Source organism: Thiomicrorhabdus sp. 6S3-12 (assembly GCF_017571475.1).
GTDB lineage: Bacteria > Pseudomonadota > Gammaproteobacteria > Thiomicrospirales > Thiomicrospiraceae > Thiomicrorhabdus.
This window is the reverse complement of sequence record NZ_JAGETW010000004.1, coordinates 89,167-109,514: the sequence shown is the minus strand read 5'-3', so window position 1 is coordinate 109,514 and position 20,348 is coordinate 89,167. Positions and strand designations below refer to the sequence as shown.

Annotated in this window: 21 protein-coding genes; 4 read left to right on the top strand and 17 right to left on the bottom strand. The window is 50.0% G+C overall.

From position 1 onward, the window contains the following. Positions 1 to 8 precede the first annotated feature (8 nt). From J3999_RS06060 to J3999_RS06050, 3 genes are read left to right on the top strand one after another with little or no spacing between them, the layout of a single operon-like run. A complete protein-coding gene (locus J3999_RS06060) occupies positions 9 to 1,790 on the top strand; it encodes an ATP-binding cassette domain-containing protein (protein WP_208127022.1) in 1,782 nt (593 codons plus the stop codon). Continuing rightward, positions 1,787 to 2,917 (top strand): ABC transporter permease, encoded by a 1,131-nt coding sequence (locus J3999_RS06055; RefSeq protein ID WP_208127021.1) that lies wholly within the window; start codon positions 1,787 to 1,789, stop codon positions 2,915 to 2,917. The genes J3999_RS06060 and J3999_RS06055 overlap by 4 nt, the downstream gene beginning before the upstream one ends. Further along, complete coding sequence (locus tag J3999_RS06050) at positions 2,917 to 4,038, top strand: ABC transporter permease (protein WP_208127020.1); 1,122 nt, start codon at positions 2,917 to 2,919, stop codon at positions 4,036 to 4,038. Before J3999_RS06055 ends, J3999_RS06050 begins: the two co-directional genes overlap by 1 nt. Positions 4,039 to 4,078: 40 nt before the next feature. Here J3999_RS06050 and J3999_RS06045 read toward each other — a convergent pair whose 3' ends face one another. The 10 genes from J3999_RS06045 to nth all read right to left on the bottom strand — a co-directional run bounded on the left by J3999_RS06045 (position 4,079) and on the right by nth (position 10,435). Then, positions 4,079 to 4,489: a hypothetical protein gene (locus tag J3999_RS06045; protein ID WP_208127019.1), complete on the bottom strand. Its 411-nt coding sequence runs from the start codon at positions 4,487 to 4,489 to the stop codon at positions 4,079 to 4,081. 87 nt (positions 4,490 to 4,576) lie between these two features. Beyond that, positions 4,577 to 5,152: a potassium channel family protein gene (locus tag J3999_RS06040; RefSeq protein ID WP_208127018.1), complete on the bottom strand. Its 576-nt coding sequence runs from the start codon at positions 5,150 to 5,152 to the stop codon at positions 4,577 to 4,579. Positions 5,153 to 5,266: 114 nt separating this feature from the next. Then, positions 5,267 to 6,253, bottom strand: coding sequence for a caspase family protein (locus J3999_RS06035; RefSeq protein ID WP_208127017.1), 987 nt, complete (start codon positions 6,251 to 6,253; stop codon positions 5,267 to 5,269). Then, positions 6,253 to 6,624, bottom strand: coding sequence for a TIR domain-containing protein (locus J3999_RS06030; RefSeq protein WP_208127016.1), 372 nt, complete (start codon positions 6,622 to 6,624; stop codon positions 6,253 to 6,255). The genes J3999_RS06035 and J3999_RS06030 overlap by 1 nt, the downstream gene beginning before the upstream one ends. A gap of 458 nt (positions 6,625 to 7,082) precedes the next feature. Continuing rightward, positions 7,083 to 7,466 (bottom strand): DUF4260 domain-containing protein, encoded by a 384-nt coding sequence (locus J3999_RS06025; protein WP_208127015.1) that lies wholly within the window; start codon positions 7,464 to 7,466, stop codon positions 7,083 to 7,085. Between the two features lie 44 nt (positions 7,467 to 7,510). After that, positions 7,511 to 7,837, bottom strand: a complete 327-nt coding sequence (locus tag J3999_RS06020) for a hypothetical protein (protein ID WP_208127014.1) — start codon at positions 7,835 to 7,837, stop codon at positions 7,511 to 7,513. A gap of 124 nt (positions 7,838 to 7,961) precedes the next feature. Continuing rightward, complete coding sequence (locus J3999_RS06015; protein ID WP_208127013.1) at positions 7,962 to 8,690, bottom strand: NYN domain-containing protein; 729 nt, start codon at positions 8,688 to 8,690, stop codon at positions 7,962 to 7,964. Positions 8,691 to 8,841: 151 nt separating this feature from the next. Beyond that, positions 8,842 to 9,345: an RNase H family protein gene (locus J3999_RS06010; protein WP_208127012.1), complete on the bottom strand. Its 504-nt coding sequence runs from the start codon at positions 9,343 to 9,345 to the stop codon at positions 8,842 to 8,844. 10 nt (positions 9,346 to 9,355) lie between these two features. After that, positions 9,356 to 9,787, bottom strand: a complete 432-nt coding sequence (locus tag J3999_RS06005) for a DUF1841 family protein (protein WP_208127011.1) — start codon at positions 9,785 to 9,787, stop codon at positions 9,356 to 9,358. Positions 9,788 to 9,802: 15 nt separating this feature from the next. Then, positions 9,803 to 10,435 carry an endonuclease III gene (nth, locus tag J3999_RS06000; protein ID WP_208127010.1) on the bottom strand — a complete coding sequence of 211 codons (633 nt, stop codon included), beginning with the start codon at positions 10,433 to 10,435 and terminating at the stop codon, positions 9,803 to 9,805. Between the two features lie 265 nt (positions 10,436 to 10,700). Here nth and J3999_RS05995 point away from each other — a divergent pair, with 265 nt between their 5' ends. Next, on the top strand, positions 10,701 to 11,789 hold the full coding sequence (locus tag J3999_RS05995) for a sialidase family protein (protein WP_243755333.1): 1,089 nt from the start codon (positions 10,701 to 10,703) through the stop codon (positions 11,787 to 11,789). A 1-nt stretch (position 11,790) separates the two neighbouring features. On the opposite strand, the gene J3999_RS05990 is transcribed toward J3999_RS05995, so the two are convergent. The 7 genes from J3999_RS05990 to metG all read right to left on the bottom strand — a co-directional run bounded on the left by J3999_RS05990 (position 11,791) and on the right by metG (position 20,157). Further along, positions 11,791 to 12,555, bottom strand: coding sequence for an electron transport complex subunit E (locus J3999_RS05990; protein ID WP_208127009.1), 765 nt, complete (start codon positions 12,553 to 12,555; stop codon positions 11,791 to 11,793). Beyond that, complete coding sequence (rsxG, locus tag J3999_RS05985) at positions 12,548 to 13,204, bottom strand: electron transport complex subunit RsxG (protein WP_371811864.1); 657 nt, start codon at positions 13,202 to 13,204, stop codon at positions 12,548 to 12,550. The genes J3999_RS05990 and rsxG overlap by 8 nt, the downstream gene beginning before the upstream one ends. Positions 13,205 to 13,213: 9 nt before the next feature. Continuing rightward, positions 13,214 to 14,272, bottom strand: coding sequence for an RnfABCDGE type electron transport complex subunit D (locus J3999_RS05980; protein WP_243755332.1), 1,059 nt, complete (start codon positions 14,270 to 14,272; stop codon positions 13,214 to 13,216). Further along, positions 14,272 to 16,779, bottom strand: coding sequence for an electron transport complex subunit RsxC (rsxC, locus tag J3999_RS05975; RefSeq protein WP_208127008.1), 2,508 nt, complete (start codon positions 16,777 to 16,779; stop codon positions 14,272 to 14,274). The genes J3999_RS05980 and rsxC overlap by 1 nt, the downstream gene beginning before the upstream one ends. Continuing rightward, positions 16,780 to 17,388, bottom strand: a complete 609-nt coding sequence (gene rsxB, locus J3999_RS05970; protein ID WP_173284842.1) for an electron transport complex subunit RsxB — start codon at positions 17,386 to 17,388, stop codon at positions 16,780 to 16,782. It abuts the gene before it with no gap. After that, positions 17,388 to 17,963, bottom strand: a complete 576-nt coding sequence (gene rsxA, locus J3999_RS05965; RefSeq protein ID WP_173284844.1) for an electron transport complex subunit RsxA — start codon at positions 17,961 to 17,963, stop codon at positions 17,388 to 17,390. Before rsxA ends, rsxB begins: the two co-directional genes overlap by 1 nt. 85 nt (positions 17,964 to 18,048) lie before the next feature. Continuing rightward, a complete protein-coding gene (gene metG, locus J3999_RS05960; protein WP_208127007.1) occupies positions 18,049 to 20,157 on the bottom strand; it encodes a methionine--tRNA ligase in 2,109 nt (702 codons plus the stop codon). Positions 20,158 to 20,348: the final 191 nt, after the last annotated feature.

The window sequence follows — 20,348 nt, the reverse complement described above, 5'->3', positions numbered from 1 at the left end:
AATAACGCATGACTGTGATGACCTCGTCATCGCCGCTTATCATCAAGGGCGTCAGCAAACAGTTCACTTTGCCGGGGCGGGTCATTGATGCGCTGTCCGATGTCAGCTTCGATATTCGGCCCGGACAGGTAACCGGGCTGATCGGTGCCGATGCGGCCGGTAAAACCACGCTGATGCGTCTGATTGCCGGTCTGCTGACACTGGATAAAGGCAGCATTAATGTTCTGGGGATGGAGGTTGCCGAAGCGCCGCTGGGAATTCAGTCGGTTATCGGTTATATGCCTCAACAGTTCGGTCTGTATCAGGATTTGACAGTGCTGGAGAATCTTCGCCTGTATGCCGATCTGCAGGGGCTGGCGCAAGCACAACGACCGGAGCGTTTCGAGAAGCTGCTGGCAATGAGCGGACTGGCGCCTTTCGGCAATCGTCTGGCCGGCAACCTTTCCGGTGGTATGAAACAAAAGCTCGGTCTGGCTTGTACGCTGTTGAAATCCCCCGATTTGCTGTTGCTGGACGAACCGACCGTCGGAGTCGATCCGGTTTCGCGCCGTGAATTGTGGCAGATCGTCTATCAGGCGGTTGAAGAACAAGGCATGAGCGTTCTGCTCAGCACCGCCTATCTGGACGAAGCGGAACGCTGTCATGACATCAAGCTTTTGCATGAAGGGCGTTTGCTGGCGCAGGGGCCGCCGCAGCATTTTACCCGGCCATTGAACAATCGAACTTTTCTGGTTTCTTCTCGCGCACCAGGCGGCAAACGCCAGTTGAAAAACCAAATGGCGGCGCAACCTTGGGTTCAGGATGCGCTGATTCTCGGCGATGATATTCGCATACTGACCCGAGAAGCACTGCAAACACCGAATGAATTTTTGCATCACAACACAGTAGCCGGTCAATCGAAGCTGCATGATCTGAAAATCGAAGCGGTCGAAGCCCGCTTTGAAGATGCCTTTGTCGACCTGCTTAATCAGCAGACTGAATCGGCGCCGCAATCCGATCCGCCAACGCTTGATACGCCGGAAATCATTGCGAGCGAATTTGATGATCGGCCCGCCATAGAAGTTGATCAACTGGTCTGTCGATTCGGTGACTTTGTCGCCGTGGATCATTTGTCTTTCAAGGTTCAGCGCGGTGAAATTTTCGGTTTGCTCGGTGCCAACGGCGCCGGAAAAACCACCACTTTCCGCATGCTGTGCGGACTGCTTCCAGCCACGGAAGGACACTTGCAGGTCGCCGGGCTTAATCTGCGTCATGCTCGAGCTCAGGCGCGTGCTAAATTGGGGTATATGTCGCAGAAATTTTCTCTGTACGGCGTTATGTCGGTGGCACAAAACCTCGCTTTTTACAGCAAGGTTTACGGATTGAAAGGAAAAAAGCGTCAACAGCGCATGGAATGGGCGATTGAGACTTTTGAACTGCAGCATCTTCTTAAGCAGCCGAGCCGGGATCTTCCGCTCGGCTTTAAGCAGCGTTTGGCGATGGCCTGCGCGTTAATGCATGAGCCGGATATCCTGTTTCTGGATGAACCGACTTCCGGCGTCGATCCTATGGGAAGACGGGATTTCTGGAATAAAATCAATGCGCTGGCCGAAGCGGGAGTGACCATTATGGTAACCACGCACTTTATGGAAGAGGCCGAATATTGCGACCGTATGGCGATTATGGCCAACGGTCGGATTATGGCGCTCGGCACGCCGGCAGAAATTAAACAGGAAGCCGGGCACAGCGTTATGGAAGAAGCGTTTATCCGTATTATCGAAGCGGATAAGGCCGCGGAGACGAAGCCATGAGCGGAATGTCTTTAAAATGGATGCGCATACGCGGGTTGATCCATAAAGAGTTTCTGCAGATTATTCGCGATCCAAGCAGTATCAGCATCGCTTTTATACTGCCGGTTATTCTATTGTTGATTTTCGGTTACGGCGTTAACCTGGATGCCAAACATATCAAGATCGGAATTGTCCAACAGCAGCCTTCGGCCGAATCTCAGGATTTCGTCAGCCATTTTCATCAAAACGATTACTTTACACCTCAGACTTTCGAGAACTTGGCTCAGGGTAAGCAGGCCATGCAAACCGGAAAAATCAAGGCTCTGCTGATTTTGCAAAGCAATTTCGCCGCCGATTTTCATCAACCCGGTACGGCACCGGTTCAGCTGCTCGTCAACGGAGTGGACTCCAATACCGCCAATTTGATTAACGGTTATGTGCAGGGCACCTGGCAGACCTGGCTGATCGCCTACGGCGCAGAACGGGGTATTCGGGTGCTGCAGCCGGTCGAGACGGTTAACCGTATCTGGTTTAATGCGCAGGTCAATAGCCGCTACTTTCTGGTTCCGGGATTGATTGCCATCATTATGACGCTGATCGGGGCTTTGCTGACTTCTCTGGTGGTGGCCCGCGAATGGGAGAGGGGAACGATGGAAGCGTTGCTGGTAACGCCGATTTCCATTCAGGAACTGCTGTTGAGCAAGGTTATTCCGTACTTTATTTTAGGAATGGGCGGCATGCTGTTAAGTCTGGTTATGGCGCTCTTTCTGTTTGATGTACCGCTGCGCGGCTCGCTGTGGCTTCTTTTTCTCAGCTCGGCACTCTTTCTGTGGGTGGCTTTGTCGATGGGTATCTTGATTTCCACCGTCGGCAAAACGCAGTTTGTCGCCGGACAGATCGCGATTATCGTCACCTTTTTGCCGGCGTTTCTGCTATCCGGTTTTATTTTTGATATCGGCAGTACGCCACTGTTTATTCAGGCGGTAACGCATATCGTTCCGGCGCGCTATTTTGTTGCCTTGCTGCAAACCGAATTTCTGGCCGGGGATATACTCTGGGTGCTGGTACCGAACCTGCTGGCATTGTTCGTCATGGGCATCATTCTTACCCTGATTGTTCTGAAAAAATCGCATAAGAGGCTGGATTAATGGCTTGGTTATCCTGGGCGCGTATCTGGGCGCTGACAATCAAAGAGTTTCGTGTTTTGCTGCAAGATAAACGCGCACGTTTTGTGGTTATCGGGCCGCCAATAATTCAGCTGTTTGTTTTCGGTTATGCCGCCACCTTTGATCTTAAGCAAGCGCCGGTGGCAATCTTTAATCAGGATCAGGGAATTATTTCGCAGGAGATTATCGGCCATCTGGCCGGTTCCGACACCTTTGAAATCGTCGCACAGTTGCACCATCAAAGAGAGGTTGCGCCTTTGATTGATAATAAAAAGGCGTTGATAATATTGAATTTTCCCAGCGACTTTTCATCCCGCTTGCAAGAGACCGGGACAACCCAGTTGCAAGTCATTGTCGATGGGCGCAATTCCAATACCGCCTTGCTGGCGCAAAACGATATCATGCAGGTCATTAAGACTTTTAACGAGCAATGGGCTCAAGCCCACCAGTTGAATCAGGCGCCGGTTAGTTTGGTTCAACGTAACTGGTTTAATGAAAACCTGAAAAGTAACTGGTTTTTTGTACCCGGAATCGTCGCTTTGATTGTGCTGGTTGTTTCGCTGCTCGTCACCGCTTTGTCGGTAGCGCGTGAGCGCGAAGAGGGGACTTTTGATCAACTTCTGGTCACACCGGCTGTGCCGTTGGAAATTCTGATCGGAAAATCCCTGCCGGGGCTGATGATCGGCCTGCTGGAAAGTAATATTATTATTCTGATAGCGGTGTTCTGGTTTGACGTGCCTTTTCGCGGAGAATACTTCCTGCTGCAATTCGCGTTGATCTTCTTTCTTTTGTCCGCGATTGGAGTAGGGCTGATGATTTCGGCGCTCTCCACTACGCAGCAGCAAGCGCTACTGGGGGCCTTTATGTTTATGGTGCCGGCGGTGATTCTATCCGGCTTTGCAACGCCGATCGACAATATGCCTGATGTCATCCAGTGGCTGACCTATGTCGATCCACTGCGCTATTTTCTGGTCGTGGTGCGTGGCGTTTTCCTGCAGGATCTAAGCCTGGAAACCCTTTGGCCGCAAATCTGGCCGATGATGCTGATAGCACTGTTTACGCTTTCCTCTGCCGCATGGTTATTCAGACACCGTAATGCCTAGCGTCCGCCTCAACTGCAGGAGGGCAAATTGCAGGCGCTTGTTATAACCTTTCCAGCACAATATCTGACTCAATGTCATTATGATCACTGAATTTTAATAATAAATTCACTCCCTCGAATACAAATTCTATTGAGGAGAATTCTTCAAAGGAGCCTTTACAAGTAATTGACAACACTTTCTTTCCTAGAAGATTTAGCTCATTTGCAAGATCGACATGCTCTAAATCCTCTAAATCGTAGAAGGTGTCTTCCTCGTCCCATTCTTCCCAAAAGCCAAGTGCCGCATCAAGAAAGAAGCGCTGATAGAGTGCGATTTCCTTAAGCTTTAAAACGAGCATTAAAACGTCGTTTCTACTCTCATCCGTATAAAAAGCCGAGAAATATTCAACTGTATTATTAGCTAAAACTTCACAATCAAAGCTATGGTTGTTTGTAATTCTCTTGCCTGTCACGATCTACCTTGAGCGTTATAACGCCCGCCATAAACGGCGCGAGGAACGAGCGTCCGGCGACCGCAGGGAGCGAATTTAATGGCTTTGTTAGCCATTTCTGATCCTGACGTGTAGATGTATGTACTTGCTTCTATCGGTATCACCATCCACATCAACAAGAATGTCAACGATCTTCGGATAGTCCCGGTGACGACCATCACCCGCCTCGTCACTAAGTGAAACAAGTCCGTTCACAGCCTCAAGAAAGCGACCTACTTTCTCTTCATTTGTCCCATCATCTTCAACACTCTTGCTTCCAGGCACTGCAACATCTTTCAACTCTGCTGTGCCATCGAACGAAGATGGCTGAAGCGCCATCGTTATCGATGCTACGAAGACACCAAAAAGCGTCAAGCCAACGACGGAATTCACCCCCGCCACTACCTTTCCTTGCTGCGTTATAGGAACGACATCACCGAAGCCAACGGTAGTCATATTGATCAGAGTGAAATAGCACGAGTGCCAATACCCCCAATCCTCCCATATACGGATTACAGCAGAACTGGCAAGTGTATAAAGCACCCAAACAGTAGCGATGACGATAATCCAACGCATATTGCTGCGAAGGTCACGAACTGCGCTCTTTACCGGGGCTATTTTTAATTTCATTACGGGTTGTGGCATCAATGATCCTATTTGGCTAACGCCGCGCTCTGCGGCAAATTTGGAGCGCAGCGGAAAATTTGTCCAGCAGCAGCGCTTTGTTATGCATTTTTTTGCAGAAACACACGAAAAAAACTATATTAGTCCTTTATGAGCCAAGCTGCGGTAGTGTTCCCCAAGAACTGTTAGACGAACGGACTTACTCTCCATGGCTGCGTGCCACATATGTGGTGCACCTTCTGGAACGACTAAGCCAACACGATTGTACTTTTGTAATATCTCAAAAATTGCATTGTGTTCTGGATCAGGAGGTGGAATACCTTGAGGATCTTTTTCCCATGATTCGTGGCGTTCAGGTTCATATGTTGGATCAAGCTGAAACTGGAAGCCCGAAGAAGGGAAAAATTCAGAAATACGACGGAGTTCAGTAATTGCCAATGGAGGTTGGACTTTTCGTAGAGATACAAAACGGTTTACATTAGTTTTGAATACCGGCCGTTGAGCCCAAGGGCCAAGCGACTGATCTACATGTGCGTAAACACCACCAGGAGTTACATCGCCGACAAGGTTTCCGGCAGCCCCTCCTAAAGCATCAACTAAAAGGCTAGTAAAAACACCTGCACCGTTTTCTTCTGTTGCATATTGCTCCGCTGTTGAGGCGGTTAAAATTGTTACACCGTCACTTATCTCTGCGACTTTTTGCTGTAAAGCACTTCCCCCTGCAACACCACTATGACAACTGTCTAGAACTATTACCCTGTTCTGTATTCTAGACTGGTTAGCCATAACCATTATCTCTGCTAACGGAACACCATCATTTCCTGTTTTAATATCGGAAGAACAAAGGTAACCACCGGTAGCCTCGATATGTCCATGGCCAGCAAAATACAAAACAGCAACTTCGCCATCGCCGGAAAACAATTCTTGGATTGCACTACGCAGCTCTTCGCGGTCACATGTATCGTTGGGACCAGTCGATACGAGGTGCTTCACTCCGAAATTTACGGAACCGTCTGCATGACGGTCCAACATAGCTTTGACCGAAAATGAATCGTTAACACAGCCAAAAAGGGGGCTGACGTTTGTATAATAGTCGATTCCAACAATAAGAGCTTTTCGCATTAGAGGCTATCAATCCAGTTAGCAATGTTGTCCCACGTCCAAACCATCGTATTCAAACCTTCGATATTGGTACGATCACCTTTGTATGCCCAAATTCCGCGAACTTTTACTTTCTCGTCTTTCGCGCACTTAATTTCCCACTTCTGTCCACTTGATTTTAATGAATTTTCGCTAACTATTGCTAAAACACCATCAGACCGGAGTATCCGAGTTCGAACTTTTTTCTTCCATTCTTCGTCGTATGCCTCTTTAACAGACATATCTATGTACTCGAAAGGAGAATCCGTATTTAAGGATTGCCCCTTAATCATGTTCCGAATTTTTTCGTCTTCGATTGCAAAAGCAACAAAGATAGTTTTCTTACTTGCCATAGTTCAGTTTCCTTTGATTGTGCATAACTATTATTAGACATCCTAATACTTGTAAGAAGTGTATTTGAAGCAGTAATAAAACTGCCGTTTTATATCAGTATTTAGGATGTGTTTACTTTGAAAATTCTTTGTTTTTTAACGGGTTATGGGATTTAGGTGCGATTTTATTTGACCTAAATAGCATTGCCGTAAATCTGTAAACTGCATCCATAATAGTTTTTTAAGTGGATTAAATCCAGTACTTAATGGGTTCTTTAGTTAGGCTGAATGCGCATTTACAATGGTTTCACGAGCCAGTTGATCGGCAAGCTGGTTTTGTATGTTGGCGGTATGACCGCAAATCTGCCCGATGATGCTGATTGCGCTCTTTACCCTTGCGTTTGCGTCTTGGACATTTCGACATTGAACTGGATAGAAGGGCATCAACGCTTTTTACAAAAGGGGGTTGCGCCTGTTGATCAGGTATTTCTTTCGGAACCGATTTTTCCCAAATGGGTGTCGGTAAAACCACTGCCGTATTTCAAACCATAACCTAAGGCGCGGTCAAAACCGATGTGCGCAAACCAGACAAGGGCCACGGAAATGGCTAAATCGGTATCGCTAAGCAGTCCTAAGGCCAGTAACAGGGCCGGTCCAATCATCGAGTGGGTTGTGTTGTATAAGATTGCTCCGAATTTGGAATTGAATATATAGCCTAAAAACGCTAGATCCGGCACTAGAAACAGCCAGGCAAACAGTATCCAGTCTGCGCTGTACTGATGGAAAACCAGTGCCGAGAGCAACATAATCGATAAGCCTTCAAGCCGCAAAACCGTTTTTACTTGTCCTGTTACAAATGACATAGAGTTCTCTTGTTTACAACGTTTTAGAGGGTAGAGGTCGTTGTTTATTGGCTTTGACCATAATCATCAAAGGATTGCTCAACGCCCAAATGAACTTTATAGTCGACATAGCGAGAAATCTGCAGTTCTTCATTCTCGAATTTTTCCCGTTCCTCGACCGCTTGCAATGATGGCCAGCTTTCTACACCAATGTAGTCCCATTGTGGGTCATGTGCAGTGCAGTCGATCATTGAAACAGCTTTCATTCCCAGAGCGTCAAGGTTTGCCCTGTCTCGAGCCATGAACTGTTTTTGCTCATCCTCGGATAACTGAAAAAATTCGGGCTTCATCTTGGCAAAAAATAACCTGATTATCGGTGTCGCGTTATTCATTAAGTTTCTATCCTGCAGTGTGTATTTGTTGATGGATACTAACCGGCAATAAAACTGCATGGCTCGGTTGGAAAGTAATTGCTTTGAGGTGAAAACAGGGCTGTTAAATTCTCTTCCTACAACCTTATTGGCGCGCGTCTCTTATATACATTGCAGAACCGTCGTTGCGCATCTCAATATCGAAAAGCTCGCTGGCTCTGATCAGATCACTCACTTTTTTAAATCCGTAATTGACCGGTGAAAATGAACTGTTATTGGAGATATAGTGTCCGACTTTACTCATGTGTGCCCAACCATCGTCGTCCGAAGTCTGTTCTACCGCGGTCCGCAACAATCGTACAAGAGCGGTGTCTCCGCGCAATTCATTCTTGCTTCGCTTGGTTTGGTGGATCGGTGAGTTTGATTGTTCGTCTTTCTCCAAATCCAGGTTCTCTGTGTAGATAAATGTGGAGCAGGCATCAACAAACGGCTGCGGGGTTTTCTTTTCACCAAAGCCGTATACCGGCAGACCGCTTTCAAGCATTCTCAGAACCAACGGGGTAAAGTCACTGTCACTGGTCATTAAGGCGAAAGCATCGACATTGCCACTGTAAAGTAAATCCATGGCATCAATAATCATGGCCGAATCGGTGGCATTTTTTCCTTTGGTATAAGCGAATTGCTGCATCGGTCTTATCGCATTCGGATGCAGTTTGTCGCGCCAGCCGGAAAGGCTTTGATTATTCCAGTCTCCATGGGCATGGCGGACATTCACGGTTCCATATTTGGCGAGTTCCTCAAGCACACCTTCAATTGAATTGTAGCTGACGTTGTCGCAATCAATAAGCAGAGCTATACGGCTTCTCTTAGCCATATTGTTTCCTTTTCGTTAGAAGATTCTGTCTAAGCCATATTACCTTGTTAAAAGCTATTGGAAACAAATTTGATAGACTTTGCAATAACGATCTTTTTAAGACGCTCTTTTGCAGTTTTTAGTTGTATATATCCGTTCTTGTGCAGTTTATTCAGGATTGCTGTGATTGGAGGATTTTTTCTCTGGCGAGCTGATCGGCAAGCTGGTTTTGTTTGTTGGTGGTATGGCCTTTAATCCAGTAAAAATCGACGGGGGCGCTTTGTGCCAGAGAGTAGAGTTGTTGCCAGAGTTCGGCATAAACGACCGGGTTGCCGTTGGCCGAATGCCAGTTGTTTTCCTGCCATTTCGGGTATTTATCAAACAGGCCTTCCAGCAGAATCTGTGCGTCGGTGAAAAGGGCGATCGGGCTGCCGGGGTGTTGCTGTAGTTGCCACTGTAATGCCTTAATCGCTGCGATCAGTTCCATTTCCAGACTGGAATGGGAAATCTGTACGCCAGAAAGGCTGTCGATGAGCTGTCCGGTTTTGTTATAGATGGCGAGACCCCAGCCGCCAAGCTGGCATTGCTTGAAGTAGGCTCCGTCGCTATAAAGTTGAAATTCATATTCGGATTGCAGCTCGCGCAAAGCATAAGGGGTGTGCTGCCGGAAATCCAAGAAATGCGCCTTAATATTTGACCAGCAGTTCTTGCAGGCACTTGAGGTAGGCCATTTCGTCCGGCTCGGACTGCGAGCGTTGCGCCTGCCACATCATTTCGCCGAGACAGTCCATCATGGCGTGTTCGGTCTGCATCACATCGCCGAGCTTTTCCCCCAGTTGCTGATAGACCGCTTTGATGCCGGCCGGACGATCCATAACCACCTGTTCCTGCAGGCCGAGGTGCATGCCCATGTGCAGAAACGGATTGGTTTCGCCGTCTTCCGGCTTGTACTCGTTGCCGAGTTTTTCGTTTTCCAGCATGGCGTGATATTCCGGGTGCATTTCGATCACGCGCGCGACCATCTGCTCCATCGGGTCCATCGGCAGGCCGTTGCGTGCCTTTTTCCAGCATTCGACATAGAACAGGCGTAATTTGTCTCTTTCGGATGTATATAGCATGAGATTATCCGGTTATTACTCGGTTTTTTCTTTGTATTCGCACAAATCGTAGATACAGCAGGCGCCGCAGCGCGGTTTACGAGCGGTGCAGGTATAACGGCCGTGCAGAATCAGCAGGTGATGTGCCGGGATCAGATACTCTTTCGGTACATTTTTGAGCAGTTTCTTTTCCACTTCAAGCACGGTTTTACCCGGCGCCAGTTTAGTGCGGTTGGAGACGCGAAAGATATGTGTATCGACTGCCATGGTTGGCTGACCGAAAGCGGTATTGAGAACGACATTCGCCGTCTTGCGGCCGACACCCGGCAGGGCTTCAAGATCTTTACGATTGTCCGGAACCACCGAGCCGTGCAGTTCTACCAGCATTTTGCAGGCTTTGATAATGTTTTCCGCTTTGGAGTTAAACAGACCGATGGTTTTGATGTACTCTTTAAGACCGTCTACGCCCAAGGCATAGATCGCTTCCGGCGTATTGGCTACCGGAAACAGCTTGCGGGTGGCGATATTGACGCCTTTGTCGGTTGCCTGGGCGGAAAGAATCACCGCGATCAGCAGCTCAAAAGTACTGGAATACTCCAGCTCGGTTTCCGGTTCCGGAATCGCTTCGCTGAGGCGTTGGAATATTTCTAATCGTTTCTGTTTATTCATAAGACGGTGTTTTCACGGAATTTTATCAATCGTAGCTCGGTGGCAGAATCATAGCGGATTTGTCGGTCGAGTCCAAATTATCTTGATAAATTTCCTGTTTGACGCACTTGCTTGTCTGGCCGGAAATTCTTTTGCGATGATTGAACGTCAGGATACGGATGCGCCATAATTCATACATAAGTGAGATAAGAATTTATCGAAGCCTTTTACAACCTATTGCAGCAACCTATCACAGCCTAGGGCGACGACAGCAAGAGACATACGAATGCAGAAAATGATCGAGTACCCGCAGATAAAACTGAATTTTTCCAAAGCGCCGAAAACCGATGCGCCGGTTTTCTTGGCGGAGGGTATTCGTCCGTTGAGCATCGAGCATAACGGGCCTTTTATCCGCAACTGCGACGGGGATCTGCTCTGTATCCACGGGAAAACCGCTTATCTGTCCGCGAACGACGGCAAAGATTGGCAGGCATTTGAGCTATTTTCCGAGCAGATGCCATTCAAAGCGACCGATGCGCACAGCCTGCTTTGTACTCGGGATGGTACCGTTATTCTCTCTTTCCTGAATGCCGAGGAGTACCATTTCAACTGGGTTAAAAAGCGCAATGCGCCGACAAAGAATTCCCGTTTATATCACTATGTTGTTCGCAGTGAAGACGGAGGACGGAGTTGGCAGGAACCGATACGAATTCAGACCGGTTATGCGGCGGTCAGTTCGACCATGATTCAGCTTGAATCCGGGGCGATCGTGCTGTCGGCGCAGAACCTGGATTATCAGCAGGCGCGCCATTACAGTTTGAGTTTCCGTTCCGACGATGACGGTTTGAGTTGGCATGCGAGCAACAAACTTGATATCGGCGGACGCGGCCATCACGGTGGCTGCTATGAAGGGACGCTGGTTGAATTGCCTGACAGGGTTTGGTATTGCATTAGAACCAATCAGGATTACTTCTGGCACGCCTATTCCTATGATGACGGGCGCAGTTGGACGCAGATTCATCCGGGGATCGAGGCGAGCAGTTCGCCGGCGATGTTGAAACGTCTGGCAAGCGGGCGTCTGTTAATGGTCTATAACACGCTCTATCCTCAGGGTGAAACGGAGTTTCCGCGACGCGGCGGGCAGTTCTCGGAAGTGGCTGCTTCATGGCACCGCGAGGAGTTGGCAGTGTGTTATTCTGAAGATGACGGAGAGAGCTGGAGTGATCCGTTGATTGTGGCGCAATGCAAAGGGGCCTGGCTGGCTTATCCCTATTTGTTTGAAGTCTCGCCGGGCAAAATCTGGCTGACGACCATGCAGTCCGAATTACGTCTTGAGTTTTACGAAGATTGGCTGCTGCAACAGACTGGATCATAAACTATTTGATAGCGATTTTAATGCCGAGGTCGTTCTGCAGTTTGGCGGCTTTTTTCTGGTCGATATAGTTTTTGGCCGCGATCAGCAGACCCAAACCGATAAAAGCTCCCGGCGGCAGAATTGCCAGCAGAACACCTTGATAGTCGTCGCTGAAGGTGATGGTCCAGTTGCGCGCCGTTTCGCCGAACATCAGATGCGCTTGGTCAAACAGCGTTCCAGAACCGATAATCTCGCGCAAGGCGCCCAGCAGAACCAGTACCACCAAAAAGCCCAGTCCCATAAAGAAACCGTCAACGATGGCTTTATCGACGCTGTTTTTTGAGGCATAGGCTTCGGCGCGGCCGAGAATCGCACAGTTGGTCACGATCAGCGGGATAAAGATGCCCAGTATGCCGTGTAAGGTATGGAAATAGGCGTTCATCAGCAGGTCGATCATGGTGACGGCCGTCGCGATAATGGCGATATACACCGGAATACGGATTTCATCGGAGACGTGACTGCGAATCAGGGAAACCAGCGTATTGGAAACCAGTAATACCGCCAGCGTTGCCAGTCCGAGCCCCAAACCGTTAACGGCGTTGTTGGATACTGCCAGCAGCGGACACAGGCCCAGCAGGGCGACCATGGCCTGGTTGTTCTGCCACAGGCCGTTGAGCATAATCTTTTTGTATTCGGCTTTTTTTGCCTGCCAGACGTTCGGCGTTGTTTCAATGGCATCTGCGGCGGTTGAATTCGGAGTATCCGCCAGAGTATTGGTATCAGTCATACAGCTTATCTCCTAACTCGTTGACCACTTCAAGCGCATGTTTAACGGCTCCGACGACAGCGCGCGGCGTAATGGTCGCACCGGTGAACTGATCGAAATCACCGCCGTCTTTCTTCACTGCCCAATCATACTGGTTGCCGGGGGTCAGGATGCGGCGGTCGAAAGAGAGAATCCAATCATGTTTCTGCAATTCGATTTTATCGCCGAGTCCGGGGGTTTCCGCATGTTTGAGAACACGTACGCCGGAAACCTGACCATCAGGAAAGACGCCAATCAGAATATAAATGTTACCACTGTAACCATTTGGCGCAATGGCTTGAAAAATCGCACCGGTCGGTTCAATTCCCTTGCGTGCCCGATAGACCGTTACCGGATCTTTGGCGCCGAGACGAGCCAGAATTTTAGGGTCTTTGAGCAATTTAGTATCTGCCAGAGGATCGTTATCATAGTATTCCGCCGGCAAAACTTCATTGAAGCGATCCAGTAGATTCTGCCGTTCGGCGGCATCGATTTTTGGTCCGGTCAGGGCGCGAACGCCAAGCAGCAGAATAATGCAGATCACCACAAAGGCGCTGAGTTTTCCGGCCGAGTTGCCCATGGCGCGAAACAGAGCGGAATTGAACATCGGTTTTTGCGATTTTTGGCTCACAACTCTCTCCTATCGCTTATGCCCGAACACGCGCGGTTGGGTGTACTGGTCGATTAGAGGAACAGCGATATTCATCAGCAGTATGGCAAAAGCCAATCCGTCGGGGAAAGTTCCCCAGGAACGGATTACATACACCAGAACCCCGATACCGCAGGCGTAGATGAAACGCCCGACAGGGGTTGTGCTGGCGGAGACCGGATCGGTAATGATGAAAAACGCGGCCAGCATGGTTCCGCCGCTCAACAGAACAAAGCTTGCCGGCGGGTACATTTCCGGATTATAGCCGTGGAAAATCCACGCCATCAGAAACAGGGAACCTAAAAAACCGACCGGAAACTGCCAGCGGATCGTACGCTTATACAGCAGATAAATACCGCCGACCAGAAAGGCGATATTGATCCATGCCCAGCTGTTCAGACCGAGCCAGTAATGCGTCTGGCTGGTATGACCGGCGATCGGAGCCAGCGTTTCGGCAACGGTGACTCCTTGAGCGATGCCGATACGCATCTCGTTCAGAGGCGTTGCGCCGGTGAGCATATCAAAGTCGGCGGAAGTTAAAGCGCCAGTGAAAATGACCTCAATCGCGTCCATAAAACCAAGATAGTGGCCGTTGATTTCCGACGGCATAATCCAAGTGGTCATCTGTACCGGGAAAGAGATAATCAAGAAAGCGTAACCAAGCATCGCTGGGTTGAAAGGGTTGTAACCCAGACCTCCGTAGATATGCTTTCCGAAGATCAGCGCAAAGGCCGAGCCGGTGACAACCACCCACCAGGGAGCCGTCGGCGGAATACAGAACACCAGACCGGTGACGGTAATCAGCGCGCTGAGATCGGTCAGAAAAGGAATTACCGGACGGCCGCGCAGCTTGAGCATACTGTATTCAACGATCAGGTAGGTAACGACCGCCAGCAGCCATTGAACGACAATACCGAAACCGAACAGGTAAATGTGCATCAGCAGTGCCGGCATGGCAGCGAGCTGAACCTGCAGCATCACCTTGCGCACGGTCTGATCGTTGTGCGCATAAGGCGAGGAAGGGGGGATAGGCATGCTTGCCGGATTCATCAATGCGTTTCCTCTTCTTGTTCTTTTCCGTCGCCGGCTTTGCTCTCGGCCAGTTTTTGTTCAGCACGCTGTTGAGCGCGTTTTTCAGCCGCACGTTTTGCGGCGGCCATAGCGGCTTTTTTGGCCGCCGACTTGGCATCGTCTTTTGTCTTTTCGTGATCACTCTGCTGCGCAGAAATCTGTTCAGCGTCTTCCGTATCGCCTGTCTTTGATGACGTTTTTTCGCTTACGACGTTTTCGGATTTATCGCTATGTTGTTCCTGTTTTCTTTGCGTCAGTTTGCGCGACTGAGCAGCCGCTTTGGCTTTTTCGATAGCGGCGCGGCGCGCCTGCTCTTTTTCCAGTGCTGGCGAAGTCTCCTGGGTATCCGCAGTTAAATCGGTTGTTTGGGTGTCAGCTGCTTCGGAAGAATCTGTTTCATTTTTTTGCGCTTTCTTTCTGGCCGCTGCCGCCTTGGCTGTAGCAATTGCCTTGTCGCGAGCGCTGCTTTTGTGTGTTTTACTGTGATCAGATTTTTGATCGGAATTCTGAGCGGTATCAGTTTCGGTTACTGCCGCAGCTACGTTTTCTTCGCCACGCTTTTGTGCGGCTTTCTTAGCAGCGGCCGCTTTGGCAGCAGCAATCGCCTTGTCGCGAGCACTTAAAGGCTTGTTTTCCTGCGATGCGTCTTTTTCCGCTGTCTGCTTTTTAGCGGCGGCTGCTTTGGCCGCTGCCATGGCGCGTTTTTTAGCCGCTTCTGCCTGTGCTTCCTTGTCTTTGCCGGTCGTTAGGCTCTGGCCTTTGACTTTCTTGTCTTTGTCGGTCTGTCCCTGTTTGTTGGCGGCGGCTTTTTGTGCCGCCAGTATCGCTTTTTCGCGGGCGCTTAACGGCTTGTCGCCCGAGTCAGCAGACGCTTTTTTAGAGGCTGCTGCTTTCGCTGCGGCGGCACGGGCGGCAGCTGCGGATTTGGCGGAAGTTTCCGAGTCGGCTTGCGGTTTATCGGCAGTTTGCTTTTTGACAGCTTCTTTTTTCGCTTTCAGTCGCGCTTCGCGTTCGGCTTTTTCACGTTCGATACGCGCCAGTTTGAATTCATGGCGTTTTTTGGCCACTTCCGCCGCTTCTTTCTCGGCATTGAGCAGTTTGATCTCGGCTTTGGCGTGACGGTAGTACTGTACCAGCGGAATATGGCTCGGACAGACATAGCTGCAACAGCCGCATTCGATACAGTCGAACACATTCAGTTTTTCAACCTTTTCATATTCATGCCCCTGAGCGTGCCAATACATCTGTTGCGGCAGCAGATTGACCGGGCAGGCGTCCATACATTCGCCGCAACGGATGCACGGCATCTGCATTTCTCTCGGTTCAGGCGGGTTGGCAAGAATACAGTTGGTGGTTTTTATTACAGGTACCGCGTTATCAGGCATCTGTACCCCCATCATCGGGCCACCCATAATCAGCGGGTAATCAAGCGTCGATTTCGGCTCGGCAAGTTCGGCCAGAGCGTTGAAAGGGGTTCCGATCAACGCATCAATATTAAATCCTTTGTGCAATCCCTGGCCACTGACCGTCACCAGACGCGAAGTCAGAGGTTCTCCGAAGGCGACGGCGCGGTACAGGGCGCGCAGGGTCGCGACGTTCATCATTAGAATGCCCTGGTCAATCGCATGGCCGCGCGCGGCCAGTTCCACTCCGGTAATTTCGTATACCAGTTGCTTCTGTCCACCCATCGGATAAACGGTAGCGACTTCGTGGATGCGGCTGGCAACCGGAGTTGGTTGCGAGCCGGAGAGCTGTTCGATGGCCGTTTGCATCTGATGAATCGCTTGCGGTTTATTGTTTTCGATACCGCAAACGATTTCGTCGATCCCGAGAGCATGAGCCGTGATCTGCGCGCCGAGCAAAATTTCCTCGGCATGGGTTTGCATCAACAGGTCGTCACAGCTGATAAAAGGTTCGCATTCGGCGCCGTTGATAATCAGCGTACGGATTTTGCCTTTTTCCCGCGGCAGTTTGGCGTAAGTCGGGAAGCCGGCGCCGCCCATACCGATAATACCGGAATCGGCGAGGATATCTTTCAACGGCTGAGGTTCTGCCGGCCATTCGCCGTTGCTGTTCAAAGCGTTGTCGATGGTGTCATCGCGACCATCAGGCTTGATTACGATACACAGCGATCGCAATCCGGACGCGTGCGGCAGAGTGCGCGGTTCGATGGCGGCGATCACTCCGGATGTCGGGGCATGCACCGGAACCACCAATTTCTTGTCGGCGCTGCTGTCGGCACGGGCGATCAACTGGTTTTTACGGATTTGTTCGCCGACTTCGACCAGGGGTTTCGCTTCTTCACCGACCGGCTGGGCCAGCGGAAGAATCAACTCCTGCGGAATGAAGCGGGCATGAACCGGATTACGTGCACTGAGCGATTTATGGTATTGCGGAAATACGCCGCCATGAAAACGGTACAGCAAGCGTTTTGCCATCGGATAGATCGGTGCCAGGGTGTTCGCCAGTGATTGCAGCAGACTCATTTACGAATTCTCCTGCAACAGATTTGCCAGAGGCTTGGAGTCGTTCGGCAGTGCGCTTTTAGGTTCGTTCGGTGCCGGCCATTGCCAGTTTTTCAGATTGACTTCCTGCGGACGCATTTCGATGCAATCCACCGGACAAACCGGGACGCACAGTTCACAGCCGGTGCACTCCTGCTGGATCACGGTATGCATCATTTTCGTGGCCCCGAGAATCGCATCGACCGGACACTCTTTAATGCATAGCACGCAACCGATACAAAGATCCTCGTCGATAAAGGCGGTTTCCTTCGCTTTTTCATCCGCCGAGGTGTCTTCCATCGCTTTCTGCTCGCGTCCAGTGATTTCGGAAATTTTGATCATGACTTCGGTCCCGCCGGGAACGCACAGATTGACCTCGGATTCACCGTTGGCCAACGCCTCTGCATATGGACGGCAGCCCGGAAAACCGCACTGGCCGCATTGCGTTTGCGGCAGTTCCTTGTCGATCTGATCGGCCATCGGGTTGCCTTCGACTTTGAAGCGCACAGCCGCATAGCCAAGTGCCAGTCCAAACAGCAGTGCCAGCGCAAGAAAAATTCCCAGCGCTTCAAGCCCGTGAATCCAATCCATCAGACCAGACCTCCGAAGCCCATAAAGGCCATCGACATTAAGCCGGCGGTAATCAAGGCAATCGGAGCCCCTTTAAAAGGGCCGGGGATATCCGCTACTTCAAGACGTTCACGGATAGAGGCGAACAGAACCATGACCAGGGTAAAGCCAATCGCCGCGCCCATACCGTAAAAAGCCGATTCGATAAAGTCGTTCTGTTCTCCGACATTCAACAAAGCAACCCCGAGAACGGCGCAGTTGGTGGTAATCAGCGGTAGATAAATACCCAGCACCTGATACAGTACCGGCGAAGTCTTGTGAATCGCCATTTCGGTAAAGCCGACGACCGCCGCGATGGCCAGTATAAAGGCAATTGTTTGCAGGTATTCAAGCCCGAAAGGCTGTAGAAGATAGGTGTAGATAATGTAACTGAGAACAGACGACAGCGTCAGTACGAAGGTTGTCGCCAGACCCATGCCCAGAGCGGCATCGGTTTTTTTGGAAACTCCCATAAAGGGACACAGACCGAGGAATTTGACCAATACAAAGTTATTGACCAAAACGGTACTAATCAAAATGATTGCGTAATCCTGCATCTGTATCCCTAAAGTGTTTTGAATGTTCGAGGCTGAATGTCTGATCGGCAAGGATCATTCAGCGCTTAACATCCGTAATGAAACATTATTTGACACGCATACCCGGTTTAGCGCCGTCATCCGGGTTCAGAATATAAAGATCCGATCCGCCCGGGCCGGCGGCCAGAACCATTCCTTCGGACAGCCCGAAACGCATTTTGCGTGGCGCCAGATTGGCGACCATGACCGTCAGTTTACCGATCAGGTCTTCCGGATTGTAGGCGGCCTTGATGCCGGCAAATACCTGACGCTGTTCAAAACCGATATCCAGAGTCAGTTTGATCAGTTTGTCTGCTTCCGGAACCGCTTCGGCGTTGACAATTTTGGCAATGCGCAGATCGATTTTAGCAAAGTCGTCAATAGTGATGGTTTCCGCCAGTGGGTCGAATTCGCCGGTTTCGGCCGTTTGCTTGTTTTCGCTCATCTTTTTCTCTTGGGATTGTTTCTTCGGTTTACTGTCGTCTTTTTTGCCGTCCGGAACTGATTTAGCCGTCAGAGATTGGGCTGAGGCTTCAACCATTTTCTCGATAGCCGGCATTTCCAGACGCGTCATCAAAGCTTTGAATTTGTTGATTTCATGACCCATTAACGGCTGATGCACTGCTTCCCATTCCCAGGATTCCAGGTTGAGGAATGCCAGTGATTTTTCCGCTGTTGCCGGAATAACCGGCGCCAGATAGCTCATCAGAACACGGAAAAGGTTGATCCCGACCGAAACCGATTCGTGCAACTCGGCTTCTTTCCCTTCTTCTTTAGCCAGAACCCAAGGGGCGGTTTCGGCAATATATTCATTGGCGCGATCGGCCAGCGCCATAATTTCGCGCATGGCGTGTCCGTACTCGCGTTTTTCGTACAGACCTGCGATCTCTTCGGAAGCATTAGCGAACTGCAGGTACAGTTCGTTAGCAGAATCCGACCAGCTTTCGGCCAGTTTGCCGTTGAATTTTTTCTTGACGAAACCGGCGCAACGACTGGCGATATTGATGACTTTACCGACTAGATCCGAGTTCACGCGCTGGGCAAAATCTTCCAGGTTAAGGTCGATATCGTCGATACGGCTGGTCAGCTTGGCTGCGAAGTAATAACGCAGATATTCCGGATTCAGATGTTCCAGATACGTCTTGGCCATAATGAAGGTACCGCGCGACTTGGACATTTTCTGACCGTCAACGGTCAGGAAGCCGTGCGCCCAGACCGCATCCGGGGTACGGAAATCGGCTCCGGAAAGCATTGCCGGCCAGAAAAGGGCGTGGAAGTTAATAATGTCCTTACCGATGAAGTGATACAACTCGGCCTTGGAGTCTTTAGCCCAATATTCGTCAAAATCTAATCCGGATTTTTCGCAATAGGCTTTGAAGCTCGACATATAGCCGATCGGCGCATCCAGCCAGACATAGAAGTATTTATCTTTCTCGCCCGGAATTTCAAAACCGAAGTAAGGTGCGTCGCGGGAGATATCCCAGCCGCGCAGACCGCTATCCAGCCATTCATCAATTTTGTTGGCGATCTGAGTCTGCAGGTGACCTTCGCGGGTCCAGCTTTTCAGCATGTCGGCAAACTGATCCAGTTCGAAGAACAGGTGGTCGGAGTCTTTTTCAATCGGCGTAGCACCGGAAACCGCGGATTTCGGATTGACCAGATCGGTCGGTGCATAGGTTGCGCCACAGGCTTCACAGTTATCGCCATACTGATCCTCGGCCCCGCACTTCGGACAGGTTCCCTTGACGAAACGGTCCGGAAGGAACATGGATTTTTCCGGATCATAGAACTGCGAGATCGATTTGCGTGCAATATAACCTTTCTCTTTAAGACGGTTATAGATCAACTCGGCGTAATATTTGTTTTCCGGAGAGTTGGTGCTGTGATAATGGTCGAATGCGACGTTAAATCCGGCAAAATCGGCCTGGTGCTCTTCGGATGATTTGGCAATTAAGGCTTCCGGGGTAATGCCTTCGGCTTCGGCACGCAACATAATCGGAGTCCCGTGCGCATCGTCGGCACAGACATAGACGCAGTCATGACCGCGCATTTTCTGAAAACGTGACCAGATATCGGTTTGGATATATTCAACCATATGCCCAAGATGGATCGGTCCATTGGCATACGGAAGGGCACTGGTAATCAAGATTTTGCGAGGATGTGGAGGCGTTGCCATAGTCTGCTGCAGTCCTTATTAATTATTTGCTGTGCGTGAAAACGTTTAAACGCTAATACGTCGCCGAATCCAGATGCTTGGAAAGGGCGGTCCGACGAACGTGAATTGATGCGGTCGGTTTAGCGCAAAATAGCCGTGTATTGTAATGGCTTTTTCAGATTTTTGCTGGAGTTTGTCCGCCTCTAAAGCGG

Bases quoted from the DNA above. Each gene is read 5' to 3' on its own strand.
- rsxA (WP_173284844.1), bottom strand. From the start codon at position 17,963: ATGCAGGATTACGCAATCATTTTGATTAGTACCGTTTTGGTCAATAAC.
- J3999_RS06055 (WP_208127021.1), top strand. From the start codon at position 1,787: ATGAGCGGAATGTCTTTAAAATGGATGCGCATACGCGGGTTGATCCAT.
- J3999_RS05980 (WP_243755332.1), bottom strand. From the start codon at position 14,272: ATGAATCCGGCAAGCATGCCTATCCCCCCTTCCTCGCCTTATGCGCAC.
- J3999_RS06060 (WP_208127022.1), top strand. From the start codon at position 9: ATGACTGTGATGACCTCGTCATCGCCGCTTATCATCAAGGGCGTCAGC.
- J3999_RS06020 (WP_208127014.1), bottom strand. From the start codon at position 7,837: ATGAATAACGCGACACCGATAATCAGGTTATTTTTTGCCAAGATGAAG.
- J3999_RS06050 (WP_208127020.1), top strand. From the start codon at position 2,917: ATGGCTTGGTTATCCTGGGCGCGTATCTGGGCGCTGACAATCAAAGAG.
- metG (WP_208127007.1), bottom strand. From the start codon at position 20,157: ATGGCAACGCCTCCACATCCTCGCAAAATCTTGATTACCAGTGCCCTT.
- J3999_RS06015 (WP_208127013.1), bottom strand. From the start codon at position 8,690: ATGGCTAAGAGAAGCCGTATAGCTCTGCTTATTGATTGCGACAACGTC.
- J3999_RS05995 (WP_243755333.1), top strand. From the start codon at position 10,701: ATGCAGAAAATGATCGAGTACCCGCAGATAAAACTGAATTTTTCCAAA.
- J3999_RS06005 (WP_208127011.1), bottom strand. From the start codon at position 9,787: ATGCTATATACATCCGAAAGAGACAAATTACGCCTGTTCTATGTCGAA.
- rsxB (WP_173284842.1), bottom strand. From the start codon at position 17,388: ATGGATTGGATTCACGGGCTTGAAGCGCTGGGAATTTTTCTTGCGCTG.
- J3999_RS06040 (WP_208127018.1), bottom strand. From the start codon at position 5,152: ATGCCACAACCCGTAATGAAATTAAAAATAGCCCCGGTAAAGAGCGCA.
- J3999_RS06035 (WP_208127017.1), bottom strand. From the start codon at position 6,253: ATGCGAAAAGCTCTTATTGTTGGAATCGACTATTATACAAACGTCAGC.
- nth (WP_208127010.1), bottom strand. From the start codon at position 10,435: ATGAATAAACAGAAACGATTAGAAATATTCCAACGCCTCAGCGAAGCG.
- J3999_RS06025 (WP_208127015.1), bottom strand. From the start codon at position 7,466: ATGTCATTTGTAACAGGACAAGTAAAAACGGTTTTGCGGCTTGAAGGC.
- J3999_RS05990 (WP_208127009.1), bottom strand. From the start codon at position 12,555: ATGACTGATACCAATACTCTGGCGGATACTCCGAATTCAACCGCCGCA.
- rsxC (WP_208127008.1), bottom strand. From the start codon at position 16,779: ATGAGTCTGCTGCAATCACTGGCGAACACCCTGGCACCGATCTATCCG.
- J3999_RS06030 (WP_208127016.1), bottom strand. From the start codon at position 6,624: ATGGCAAGTAAGAAAACTATCTTTGTTGCTTTTGCAATCGAAGACGAA.